Raw genomic sequence first — 13,286 nt, 5'->3', positions numbered from 1 at the left:
CCGCAGTAGTAGCTTCCCTCTCCCGTCCGCGGGAGAGGGCTTTTTTCGGAGTGCCTACATGTCTCACAACAAATCCCCACACCGATTGCTGTCGATACTCGCCTGTGCGCTGCTGTCGGCACCCCTGCATGCCGAAGTCAACCTGCCGAAACTGATCGCCGACGGCATGGTGCTGCAGCGGGAGACGGAGCTGAAAATCTGGGGCTGGGCGGATCCCGGCGAGGCCGTATCGGTACAGTTCGATGGCGAAACCTACAGCACCGACGCCGACGACAGCGGCAACTGGCAGGTGATACTGCCGCAGCAGCCCGCCGGCGGCCCGCATACCATGGAAATCCGCGGCGATAACACCATTGCCATCGACGATATCCTGGTCGGCGATGTGTGGCTCGCCTCCGGCCAGTCAAACATGGAGTATCCGCTGCGGCGCATACTGCCGCCCTACGGTGAGCCGATCGAGCTGCACTACACGGATCAGATCCGCCAGTTCGCGGTGCCGCAGCGCTACGCCTTCAAACAACCGCAGAAAGACCTGGACGGCGGCCAGTGGCAGAAGGCCAGCGCGGAAAAGCTGCCGGAATTCACCGCCGTGGGTTACTTCTTTGCCGAGCGTCTGCACGCACAGCAGGGCGTACCCATCGGCCTGATCAATGCCAGCCTCGGCGGCTCGCCGGCCGAGGCCTGGCTCAGTGAAACGGAACTGAAGAAATTCCCGCAGCACTACCGGGAGCTGCAGCGTTTCAAGGACGACGCACTGATCGAGAAAATCCAGCGGGCCGACAAAAAGCGCAGCGACCAGTGGTACCGCGAGGTAGACGCACGCGATGCCGGCCTGGACGGCGATACCCCCGTCTGGGCGAAAGAGGCACTGGATACATCCGGCTGGAAAACCCTCGGTGTGCCCGGATACTGGGCCGATACCGAGGGCGAAGCCGTCAATGGCGCCGTCTGGTTGCGCAGGACCTTCAACCTGCCCGGGCACCTGAGCGGCCGGGACGCGGTACTGGCGCTGGGCCGCATCGTCGACGCGGACACCACCTATATCAACGGCCACAAGGTCGGCAACACTACCTACCTCTATCCCCGGCGGCGCTATCCGGTACCGGCGGAACTGCTCCGCGCCGGAGAAAATACCATCGCCATCCGCGTGCTCAACCAGCGCGGCCGCGGTGGCTTCGTTGCCGACAAACCCTACCAGCTGCGCTTCGGCTACAAATATATCGACCTGCGCGGCGACTGGCAGTACCGGGTCGGCGCGCAGATGGATCCGCTGGCTGGCCAGACCTTCGTGCGCTGGAAACCCACCGGCCTCTACAACGGCATGATCCATCCGCTGCTCAACTATCCCGTCAAAGGGGCCATCTGGTACCAGGGCGAATCCAATGTGGGCCGCGCGGCGGAGTACAAAAAACTCTTCCCGGCGATGATCCGCGACTGGCGCAACCGCTGGCACAGTGATTTTCCGTTCCTGTTCGTACAGCTGGCCAATTTCCTCGAAGCGAAAGACAGCCCCGGCGACAGCGACTGGGCGCGCCTACGAGAAGCCCAGGTCAGCGCGCTGGCACTGCCGGATACCGCCATGGCGGTCACCATCGATATCGGCGAGTGGAACGATATTCACCCACTGGACAAAAAGACTGTCGGCGACCGGCTGGCACTGGCGGCACAGGAACTGGCCTACGGCGCGAGCGAAGTCACCGGCAGCGGACCGCAGTTTGAATCGATGAAAGTCGATGGCGACCGCGTCTTGCTGGCGTTCTCCGATACCGCCGGGGGACTGGTTGCCCGCGGCGGCCCGCCGCGCACATTTGCCCTGGCCGGCGAGGACCGGCAGTTCCACTGGGCCGAGGCCGATATCGTCGGCGACCGCATCGCCCTACACAGTGATCGGGTGCCGAATCCGGTCGCGGTGCGCTATGCCTGGGCCGACAACCCGGACGGGGCCAACCTCTACAACAGCGCCGGCCTGCCGGCCGCACCTTTCCGCACCGACGACTGGCCACGGGATACGGACATGCAGGTAAGCGGGCATTGATATCAGCAGGCAGAACATTTTCCGCTCCGATAGAAAGCAACAGAGAGGTACAGAATGCAGACACGCAGACTCGGAAAAACCGGTTACCAGGTCAGTGAAATTGGGCTGGGTTGCTGGCAGCTGGGTGGCGATTTCGGCCCGCTCGACGGGGAGCGGGCCAGGGCCATTCTCAGTAGCGCCGCGGAAAACGGCATCAACTTCTGGGACACCGCCGACGTCTACGGCGGTGGCTTGAGCGAGCAGCGCATCGGCGATTTCGATCGCAAGCCAGACAAGCTGATCACGGCGACCAAAGTCGGGCGCTCACCGGCACTCTACCCGCACGGTTACAGCAAAAACGGTATCCGCGACAGCCTGCAGGCCTCGGCCGCGCGGCTCGGGGTCGATACCCTCGACCTGGCGCAGCTGCACTGCGTACCGGTCGACGTCATGCGCGACGGCGAGATCTTTACCTGGCTCGACGACCTGAAAGCCGAGGGCCTGGTCCGCCACTACGGCGCCAGCGTGGAGACCATCGACGAGGCGCGGCTGTGCCTGCAGCATTCCGGCCTCGCCAGCCTGCAGATCATCTTCAACCTGTTCCGCCAGGACGCCGCGCACGGACTGCTGGACGAGGCCCGGGAAAAAGACGTGGGCATTATCGTGCGGCTGCCGCTGGCCTCGGGCCTGCTGTCCGGAAAGTTCGACCGGGAGACGCACTTTGATCCCTCCGATCACCGCCATTTCAACCGCGACGGTGAGGCCTTCAACGTCGGCGAAACCTTCGGCGGTATCCCGTTCGAAAAAGGCGTGGAGCTGGTCGACGGCCTGCGCGAGCTATTGCCCGGCGACGCCGGCATGGCGCAGTGGGCGCTGCGCTGGATCCTGGATCACGAGGCGGTATCCACCGTCATCGCCGGCGTCTCGCGGCCTGAACAGATCGACAGCAATGTCCGCGCAGCCGCCCTGCCGCGGCTCGAGGCAGCGCGGCACGAGGCCCTGGCAAGCTATTACCACGAACAGGTCAAACCCGCTATTCGCGGCCAGGTATGATCGAAAAGAGTATGACCATGAAAAAAATACTGCGCAATTTCCTCGCCGGCAGCGCTCTGGCACTGCTGGCCCTGCCGGCGGCGGCGATACCGCACCTGCATAAAGATGGCGACAATATCCAGCTGCTGGTGGACGGCAGCCCGTTCACCATGCGCGGCGGCGAGCTGGGCAACTCCAGCTCGTCCAGCCTCGACTATATGGAGGTCGTCTGGCCGAAGGCCGAAGAGATGCACCTGAACACATTGCTGGTGCCGGTCTACTGGGAACTGATCGAACCGCAGGAGGGCGAATTCGACTTTTCCCTGGTGCAGGGGCTGATAGAGCGCGCCCGCCGGGAGGAGCAGAAACTGGTATTCCTCTGGTTCGGCAGCTGGAAAAACAGCATGTCCACCTATGTACCCAGCTGGGTCAAGCGCGACAGCGAGCGCTTTCCCCGCGCCCGCTCCGCAGACGGGCAGCCGCAGGAAATCCTGTCGCCCTTCGGCCCCGAAAACGTCGCCGCCGACAGCCGCGCCTTCGCCGCACTGCTGCGCTTTATTGAAAAAGTCGATGCGCGCCGGAACACAGTGTTGATGGTCCAGGTGGAAAACGAGATCGGCATGCTGCCCAGTGCCCGCGACCATCACCCGCTGGCGGACCGCGCCTTCGAATCGGAAGTACCGGAAGTGCTGCTCGGTTACCTTGACGAGCGCCGCGACAAGCTGGAGCCGGAGCTGCTGGATGCCTGGCGCAGCAGCGATTTCAGCACCAGTGGCAGCTGGGCGGAAGTCTTCGGCCAGGGTCCGGCGGCCGAGGAAATCTTTACCGCCTGGCATTTCGCCCGCTACGCCAATGCGGTGGCCGCAGCCGGCAAGGCGGAGTACCCGTTGCCGATGTACGTCAACGCGGCCCTGAATCGTCCCGGCGTAAAACCCGGCGACTATCCCAGCGGCGGTCCACTGCCACACCTGATGGATGTCTGGAAAGCCGCCGCACCGGCTGTCGACCTGCTGGTACCGGATTTCTACAACCCGCGCTTCCAGCACTGGAACGACCGCTACACCCGCCAGGGCGATCCGCTGTTTATTCCGGAAATCCGCTTTACCCCCGACGTGGGTGCCAAGGCGATGTTTGCCTTCGGCCGCTACAACACGCTGGGCTTCTCGCCCTTTTCCATCGAGACCGGCCGGGACGAAGCGCGGCAGAGCCTCCGCCACAGCTACGAACTGATCGCACAACTGGATGAGATCATCGCCGACGGCAGCATCGCCTCCGAGGGCGTGTGGCTCACCAAAGACAAACCGCAAATGACGTTCCAGCTCGGCGACTACCGCTTTACCGCCCGCCACGAGCTGACCCTGGGCTGGTCGCCGGGCGCCGATGCAGACCAGTGGCCCCACGCCGGCGCCATGGTCCTGCAGACCGGGCCCGAGGACTTTATCGTCGCCGGCACCGGCGTGGTGCTCACCTTCGCCAGTGGGGAGGCCAGCGAAGGGGCCAGCGAGGGCGCCCGCGCCGGTATCGATGTGCTCTACGAAGGTGAGTTCGAGGATGGCGAGTGGCAACCGGGCCGCCGCCTGAACGGCGACCAGAGCCACCAGGGCAGGCACCTGCGGATCCCCGACGGCGAGTGGCAGATCCAGAAGCTGAAGCTGTACCGGTATTGATTGGGGCAACCCGGTATTTGCCCAATCGCCGAACAACCGAAAAACAATAAGAGAAACCGTCAATGTATAAATTCATCACCGCCGCACTGACAGCCGCGCTGCTGTTCCCGGACGCGACCCTCGCCGAGCCGCAGGCCGGCACCTACGCCACCTTCGACTGGTTCGAGTACAGCGGCCGCGATCCGGTGTTCGATAAACCGGCCGACAGGGAGGAGTACCGCAACCCGATCCTGGCGGGCTTCTACCCGGACCCGAGCATAGTGCAGGTCGGCCAGGACTATTACCTGGTCAATTCCAGTTTCTCCTATTTCCCGGGCATCCCGATCTTCCACAGCCGCGACCTGGTCAACTGGACCCAGATCGGCAATGTGATCGACCGGCCGTCGCAGCTGGACTTCGGGAATCTCGGTATTTCCCGCGGCGTCTTCGCGCCGGCCATCAGCCATCACGACGGTACTTTTTACCTGGTCACCACCTGCGTCGACTGCGGCGGCAACTTTGTCGTCACTGCAAAAGACCCCGCCGGCCCCTGGTCCGACCCGGTGTGGCTGCCGGATATGGGCGGCATCGATCCGTCGCTGTTTTTCGACGACGACGGCCGCGCCTATATCATCAACAACGACGCCCCCATCGGTGAGCCACGCTACGAGGGCCACCGCGCCCTGTGGGTACAGGAATTCGATGCGGAAAAACTCGAGCTGGTCGGCCCGCGCAAACTGGTGGTCAACGGCGGCGTGGATATCGAGCAGAAACCGGTCTGGATCGAGGGACCGCACCTGTTCCGGCGCAACGGCCAGCTCTACCTGATCGCCGCCGAGGGCGGCACTTCGCTGCAGCATTCGCAGGTGGTGTTCAAGGCGGATTCGGTATTCGGGCCCTTCGAGCCCTGGGACAAAAACCCGATCCTGACCCAGCGGGACCTGGACCCGGAGCGCGCGAACCCGATCACCTCGGTCGGCCACGCGGATTTCGTGCGGGACGGTGCGGGCAACTGGTGGGCGACTTTTCTCGGCGTGCGACCCTATCTTATCGAGCGCGAGCGGGGGGATTTCTACAACACCGGTCGCGAGACCTTCCTGATGCCGGTGGAGTGGCGCGATGGCTGGCCGGTCATTACCGAGGCAGATCAACAGGTGCCCTACACCGCCGCGCGGCCGCAGCTCGAACCGCAGCCCGGTGCATCGATACCGACCAGCGGCAATTTCACGCTGCGCGACGAGTTCGACCGCGAAAAACTCGCGGACTACTGGCTGTCGCCCCGGCAGCCGCAGGACAAGCCCTGGCACAGCCTGCGCAAAACCCCCGGTTCGCTGGCGCTCCGCGCCCGCGGCGACGGGCTGGGCGATCACGGCCGCCCGTCCTTCCTGGCGCGGCGCCAGCAGCATCTCCACGCCTCGGCTTCCACGGCCATGTACTACCGCCCGGCACAGGAAGGTGACAGGGCCGGTATGGCCGCCTTCCAGAGCGACGATTATTTCTATTTCTTCGGGGTGGAGAAAAACGCAGAGGGGAAAACGCAGTTGATCGTCGCGCGCCGCGCCGGGCCCGGCGATCCCGCAGCCGGCAAAGTCATTGCCGCCACCGCGCTCGAACAGGAGGCCGGGGAAAAGCTGGAGCTGCGTATCGACGCCCGCGGCAGGCACTACGATTTCCGCTACCGCACTGGCGATGGCTGGATCCCGCTGTTACAGGATGCGGACGGTACACTGCTCAGCACCCGTGAAGCCGGCGGATTTGTCGGTGCGGTAATCGGGCTCTACGCCCACCGGGAGAATAAGCCCGGCTAACCACAGGCGATCAACAAACGTAGCCCGGATGCAGCGCAGCGGAATCCGGGATGTCGGCCCCCGGATTCCGGCGCTGCGCGCCTCCATCCGGGCTACGCCGTGGCCACGCTCCCTTCTATTTCGCGGCGGTCCAGTTCGCCCTCGATCAGTGCCAACGCCTCCGCCTGCATGGCACCGGAGGCCGCGCGCGCGGCGAGGATCTCGCCCCGGTCGATGGCATCGAACAGCTTCTTATGATTGGCGTAGCTGGCGGTCTCCACGCCCTTGATGCGGTTGGTAAAGCGGATACTGACCCGCAGGGCCGTCTCGATAAAGCTGCCGAGCTGGACATAGAAGGGATTGTTGGTCGCATTGAGGATATTGATGTGAAAAGCGATGTCCGCCTCCACCGGGTCCCGCAGCCCTTCCTCCGCCTCCTTCATCTGCTGTAGCGCCGCGCCGATCGCCGCAACTTTCTGCCGGTCCTGATCCGCGGCAGCCAGCGCGGCCGCCTCCTTTTCAATCGCCATGCGCAGCTGCAGGAACTCCCGCAGCATTTCCAGCGACGGGCTGGCGTTCAGGATCCAGCCCAGCACATCCGGGTCAAACAGGTTCCAGCGCGCGCGCGGCTGTACGCGGATGCCCTGGCGCGGGCGGGAAGTGATCAGCCCCTTGGCCGTCAGCATCTTGATCGCCTCGCGGGTGGCGCTGCGGCTGATGCCGTGCTCATCACACAGGCTCGCCTCCGACGGCAGTCCATCCCCCGGCCGGTAGCGGCCGTTGGCGATGGCTGCGCCCAGCACATGCACCAGCTGCTGGGTCAGGTTGCGTCCACTCTGCTGTCTGTCCACGATTCAGGTCCCCTTCGTCGGCAATCGATTAATATGACAAATAAATGGGCCACCGCCAAGCGGCCGGGATCAGATTATCCCACGCTGCGCGGCTATTTGTGCCTTAAATCCCATAGTTCATACACATATTCAGCACCGGGCCCCGCTGTCCGATGCTTGAGCTACCAGCCAATTAGCATATAATTGATATAAATATTGTAAACGTTTACATCCGATGATACCTTGATCGCAGATACGCTGGATAGCTGCCTCTGCACCGGGTAGCCACGAACAGCCACAAGATAGCCAAAAAAATAATGTTGGCGCCAAACTGCGCCAGACGTCACAAGACAAAACCTATAACGAGCGTGACACAGCGATGAGCCGAACAGATCTCCGAGCGCCCCTGGCGGCCGGACCTCGCCCCAGTCTCGCCCGCCTGCTGGTATGGGCGGCAATCTGCGTTCCGGCAATTGCCAGCGCGGACACGCCACTGACACTCTGGTTCGACCGGCCGGCGCAGGACTGGGAAAAAGAGAGCCTGCCGATCGGCAACGGCGCCATGGGCGCGACCGTCCAGGGCGGCATCGCCGTCGATCAGCTGCAGTTCAATGAAAAGACCCTCTGGACCGGCGGCCCCGGCTCGCAGCAGGGCTACGATTTCGGCCTGCCGGAGAAACCGCAGGCCCGCCCCCTGCAGCAGGTACAACAGGCCCTGCGCGAACATGGGCAGCAGGCACCGGAACAGGTGGCCGAAGTGCTCGGCCGCGAGATCACCGGCTACGGCAACTACCAGAGCTTCGGCACCCTGCAACTGCAGTTTCCCCAACCGGAAGCGGTGTCCGACTACCGCCGCGAACTCGACCTGAATACTGCCACCGCCAGCGTCAGCTACCGGGCCGGCGGTATTCACTACACGCGCGAATACCTGGCCAGCTATCCGGATGGCGTGATCGCCGTGCACCTGAGCGCGGACCGCAAAGACAGCATCAGCTTTACTGCCCACCTGGACATCCCCGACAACCGCAGCGCCGATACCCGGATAGAGGGCCGGCGCATCACGGTCAGTGGAGCCCTCGAGGACAACGGCCTGCACTACGAAACCCAGCTGCAGGTCATCGCCGATGGAGGCCACATCGCCACCGCCGAAGACGGCACCCTGCGGGTCACCGGCGCCGACAGCGCCACCCTGCTGCTGGCCGCCGGCACCGACTACGCCGCAGACTACCCGGAATATCGCGGCCAACTCCCGCACAGGGCAGTCCAATCCCGTGTGGACAGCGCTACCGACAAAGGCTACGAGGCCCTGCGCGCAGACCATATTTCCGACTACCAGTCCCTGTTCGAGCGCGTGGCCCTGAACCTGCAAGAATTCCCCTGCAGGCGCCTGCTTACAGGCAAACAGCGTCAGACCGAAGACACCGAAACATTCGCCTGCAAGCAGGCTCCTACAGCGATGCCACCGATCGACCAGTGGCTGAAAAATTACGGTAGCGGCAATAAAACCGCCGACCGCGCCCTGGAAACCCTGTATTTCCAGTTCGGCCGCTACCTGCTGATCGCCAGCTCCCGCGCCGGCTCCCTGCCCGCCAACCTGCAGGGCGTCTGGAACAATTCCGCCACGCCGCCGTGGAACGCCGACTACCACGCCAATATCAATCTGCAGATGAATTACTGGCCGGCGGAAGTCACCAACCTGGCGGAAACCACCGCGCCGCTGTTCGACTTTGTCGAAAGCCTGCAGCAACCCGGCTCGGAGGCGGCGGAAAAACTGCTCGGCGCGCGCGGCTGGACCCTGTTCCTGAATACCAACGTGTGGGGCTTCTCCGGCGTTATCGACTGGCCCACTGCCTTCTGGCAGCCGGAGGCCGGCGCCTGGCTGGCAGACCACTTCTACGAGCACTACCGCTACAGCAAAGACTCACAGTTCCTGCGCGAGCGCGCCTATCCGGTCATGAAGGGCGCCGCACAGTTGTGGCTGGACGCACTGGTCAAGGATCCGCGCGACGGCAAGCTGGTGGTCTCCCCCAGCTACTCCCCGGAACACGGCGATTTCACCATGGGTGCCGCCATGTCCCAGCAGCTGGTTTCGGAGCTGCTGCGCAACACCCGCGACGCCGCCAGCCTGCTGGGCGATTCCGCCTTTGTCGGCGAGCTGAACCGCACCCTGGAAAACCTCGACCCGGGTCTGCGCATCGGCCGCTGGGGACAACTGCAGGAGTGGAAGACGGACCTGGACGATGCGGAGAACCAGCACCGCCATGTGTCCCAGCTCTACGCCCTCTTCCCCGATGATCGCATCGACACACAGACACCGGACCTGCTGGACGCCGCACGCACTTCACTCAAGGCCCGCGGCGACGCCGGCACCGGCTGGAGCCGCGCCTGGAAAATCGCCCTCTGGGCACGCCTGCAGAACGGCGACCGCGCCCACCGGATTCTCGCCGCGCAACTCAAAGACAGCACCCTGCCAAACCTGTGGAGCACCCACCCGCCCTTCCAGATAGATGGCAACTTCGGCGCGACCGCGGGGGTGGCGGAAATGCTGCTGCAGTCCCACGGCGGACAGATCCGGCTGCTGCCATCCCTGCCGGAAGCCTGGGCCAACGGATCGATAACCGGCCTGCGTGCCCGCGGCGATATCACCGTGGACATGCAGTGGCGGCAAGGCCGGTTGCAACAGGCCGAAATCGAGAGCGGCCACTCCGCTGCACTGCACCTGCAGTTACCCGACGACGGCGAATACACACTGCGCCGCACCGGCGACAACAAAATTCTCGGCCTGCGCCAGGAAGGCAACACAAGAACCTTTCAAGCGCAAGCCGGAGAGCGCTATCTCCTAACCGCCGACAGAACAACTGCCCTGCCGGCAGCGCGGAGATAGCGAAAAAAGCAGCAGGAGAAAAGTCTTAGGGTTAAATCAATAAACCAATAATGATGGGAGAAGAAGAGTGATTGACAGAAACAAAGAGGCGTTTACCAGAAAGAAACTGCCGCACTATATCAAGCTGGCTTCGGGTATTTCGCTGATGGCGGCGGGCACACTGGCGCTGGCCCAGGAGCAAGCCGACGATCAGGCCGAGTACAACGCCACCTTGCTCGAGGAGGTGGTGGTTACCGGCCAGCGGGCCAGCATTCTATCCGCGCAGGATATCAAGCGCGACGCCAGCCAGATTGTCGATTCCATCGTCGCCTCTGATATCGGCAAGCTTCCGGACCGCAGTATTACCGAGGCCCTGCAACGTGTTCCGGGTGTCACAGTGACCCGCTACGACAATATGAGCGATCCCGAGCACTTTGCCGGCGAGGGAGCCGGGGTGGCCGTGCGCGGCATGTCCCAGGTACGCAGCGAACTCAACGGCCGCGACGTCTTTTCCGCCAATGGCGGTCGCAGCCTCAGCTTCGACGATGTTCCGGCAGAATTGATGGCCGGAATCGACACCTACAAGAGCCCAACGGCCGACATGATCGAGGGCGGCCTCGGCGGCGTGGTCAACCTTCGTACTCGCATGCCTTTCGACAGCGACGAGCAACTGCTCAGTGCAACGGTTAAAGGAAATTACGGGGACCAGATCGAGGAAACCAACGGCGAGTACTCCGCGCTGTTCAGCGACCGATGGCAAACCGACATCGGGGAATTTGGCCTGCTGGTCAACCTGTCCACCTCAGACCTGTCGAGCCGTGCCGATAATATCTACACCCGTGCGTATCATCCCCGCGACAACATCGAGGAAGGAGAGACCGTATGGGTGCCGCGCGGGTCCGACTGGCGCCGCAACGACTACCAACGTGAACGCGATGGTCAGTACCTGGCTCTTCAATGGGCCCCCAACGACGAGCTGGAACTCTATGCTACGGCCTTTCGTTCCAAGCACGAGCAGTACTGGGACGAAGCGGCATTCTTCGTCGATGCCTTCGATTCCAATAGCCTGATGAAAGGTGATGACTGGGTCTACGATGACCAGGGCGCCCTTATCTCGGGCACCCTTAGGGCCAAAATCTCCGACCTGTACGAGGATCTTAACGGCAACCCTGACGACGGAACGGAAGCAAAAGTCGGCGAACTCTGGGGCATGCCTTTCGGCACCAGCACCCGTTACTCGCAGAACACTGCGGAAACCAAGGACTTCGCCTTTGGCATGGAGTGGCAGGCCACCGAACGCCTGGCAGTAAAAGCCGATCTCCAACGGGTAGAATCCACTTCGGTAACCGATGACTATACCCTCGGGTTGGTTGCCTTTCCGGAAAGCATTCGCGTGGGCAATCTCAACGACACGCCTTCAGTCTCCGTAGGTGAAGGCTTTCTCTCGGATGCCACAAATTATAGCTACGGCCAGATACAGTCACTTCCATCCGACAATGAGGGCGAATCCACTGCCGCGCGCCTGGACCTGGAATACGAATTTGAAAACAGCCTGGTGCGGTCCGTACAGGCCGGCGCCCGCTACAGCGACAAATCAGCCACCAATCGGGAAGGCAGCAGCTGGGCTGCCCGCTACCAGCCCTGGAATGCAGGCAGTGGGAACTACCCTTTTCCTGATGTCGCAGATGGAGACCTGATCCCCTTCTCCTATGGCAGTTTCCAAAGGGGCGATGCAAACGTACCCTCGTCGGCTTTCCTGCTGGACCCGGCACTGCTCGATGATTTCAGGGCCAGCACTGATCGTATTGTCGCGAACACTCCCGGGGGCTGCTGTGGTCTCGACTGGGACAATGCTCTCAACCTGACGGACAATCCGGGCAATATCAACGAGCAGGAAGAAACCACCCAGGCACTCTACACACGTGTCAACTTCGCTTTCGAAGACCTGGCCATGCCGCTGGACGGCAACCTGGGGCTGCGCTATGTGCGCACGGAAAATGTGGCTGACGGTGACTTCAATATCGAACAGTGGACCGTCGATGTCGGCTCCGAAGAGGCGGGCAACCTACAAACCATAGAATTATTGCCGGCCCAAAGCTCCGACCTCAAGGCAAAGAACGACTACGATCACCTGCTGCCCAGCCTGAACCTGCGGCTGCACGCATCTGACGAGCTGGTATTCCGTTTTGCAGCGTCCAAGGCCATATGGCGGCCAGAATTCTGGCAACTGAAGTCGCAGCTGACCCTGTCGGGCGGACTCAGGGAAGGGGCAGAGCTGCCCACAGACCCGTCCCAGATAACCCTGGAAAACCTCCAGAACCTGGGGCTGGCCCAGTTCACACTGAGTTCAGACGAAACCAACCCCTATCTGGAACCGATGGAGGCCGACCAGTACGACCTGTCTGCCGAGTGGTACTTTGACGACAACGGTGGCATGGCCCACCTGAGCCTGTTCCGCAAGGACATTTCCAACTACTTCACTACCGGCGTGGAAAATACAACTGTCGAAGGGTTCGATGTCGTCAGCACATGGGTCGACAACACAGGCACTGCCGACCTTCAGGGCGCGGAAATCGGCTTCACGAAGTTCTTCGATTTCCTGCCGGAGCCCTGGGATGGTTTCGGCGTCCAGGCCAACTACACCTATATCGACAGCAGCCTCCAGGGCCCGGATGGCACCAATACCGACGGTAGCAATTACAGTGACCTGCCGGCAGAGGGAATTTCCGAGAACGCCTATAACCTGGTCGGCATGTACGAGAACTACGATTTCTATGCTCGTCTCGCCTGGAACTGGCGCAGTGAATACCTGGTTGCGGTCGGTCCCACCGGCTGGAATGGCACCACCAATGGTATCAACTGGCAACTGCCCATCTACAACGATGACTACGGCCAGTTGGACCTGTCCATGGGCTACAACATCACCGATAACGTCTCGGTCAACTTCGAGGCCGCCAACCTCACCAAGGAAGAAACCGTCGGCCTGATGGACCAGGGTGAAATAGGCAAGCGCCATGCCTACACCTACTCCCAGGATGTGCGCTACGCAGCCAGTGTGAGGGTGACTTTCTGACCTCTGGTTAAGAACCGCCTGCGGGGCCCGCAAGGGCCCCC

The 13,286-nt window shown here is 62.5% G+C and carries 7 protein-coding genes; 6 read left to right on the top strand and 1 reads right to left on the bottom strand.

Going from position 1 to position 13,286, the window contains the following annotated elements; all coding sequences use genetic code 11:
* Window positions 1-58: 58 nt before the first annotated feature.
* The 4 genes from MWN76_RS17080 to MWN76_RS17065 all read left to right on the top strand — a co-directional run bounded on the left by MWN76_RS17080 (window position 59) and on the right by MWN76_RS17065 (window position 6,500).
* Window positions 59-2,035 carry a sialate O-acetylesterase gene (locus MWN76_RS17080; protein WP_250463594.1) on the top strand — a complete coding sequence of 659 codons (1,977 nt, stop codon included), beginning with the start codon at window positions 59-61 and terminating at the stop codon, window positions 2,033-2,035.
* Window positions 2,036-2,089: 54 nt separating this feature from the next.
* A complete protein-coding gene (locus tag MWN76_RS17075; RefSeq protein ID WP_250463591.1) occupies window positions 2,090-3,067 on the top strand; it encodes an aldo/keto reductase in 978 nt (325 codons plus the stop codon).
* Window positions 3,068-3,084: 17 nt separating this feature from the next.
* Window positions 3,085-4,713 carry a GH35 family beta-galactosidase gene (locus tag MWN76_RS17070; protein ID WP_250463588.1) on the top strand — a complete coding sequence of 543 codons (1,629 nt, stop codon included), beginning with the start codon at window positions 3,085-3,087 and terminating at the stop codon, window positions 4,711-4,713.
* 62 nt (window positions 4,714-4,775) lie between these two features.
* On the top strand, window positions 4,776-6,500 hold the full coding sequence (locus tag MWN76_RS17065) for a glycoside hydrolase family 43 protein (protein ID WP_250463585.1): 1,725 nt from the start codon (window positions 4,776-4,778) through the stop codon (window positions 6,498-6,500).
* A gap of 92 nt (window positions 6,501-6,592) precedes the next feature.
* On the opposite strand, the gene MWN76_RS17060 is transcribed toward MWN76_RS17065, so the two are convergent.
* On the bottom strand, window positions 6,593-7,330 hold the full coding sequence (locus MWN76_RS17060) for a FadR/GntR family transcriptional regulator (protein ID WP_250463582.1): 738 nt from the start codon (window positions 7,328-7,330) through the stop codon (window positions 6,593-6,595).
* Window positions 7,331-7,688: 358 nt separating this feature from the next.
* On the opposite strand from MWN76_RS17060, the gene MWN76_RS17055 reads away from it, so the two are divergent.
* Window positions 7,689-10,193 carry a glycoside hydrolase family 95 protein gene (locus MWN76_RS17055; protein ID WP_250463579.1) on the top strand — a complete coding sequence of 835 codons (2,505 nt, stop codon included), beginning with the start codon at window positions 7,689-7,691 and terminating at the stop codon, window positions 10,191-10,193.
* A gap of 67 nt (window positions 10,194-10,260) precedes the next feature.
* A complete protein-coding gene (locus tag MWN76_RS17050) occupies window positions 10,261-13,245 on the top strand; it encodes a TonB-dependent receptor (protein WP_250463576.1) in 2,985 nt (994 codons plus the stop codon).
* Window positions 13,246-13,286: the final 41 nt, after the last annotated feature.

It is taken from the genome of Microbulbifer litoralis (assembly GCF_023634065.1).
Taxonomy (GTDB): Bacteria; Pseudomonadota; Gammaproteobacteria; order Pseudomonadales; family Cellvibrionaceae; genus Microbulbifer; species Microbulbifer litoralis.
Note: the sequence above shows the minus strand (reverse complement) of the source record. Positions and strands in the feature narration are given on the sequence as shown.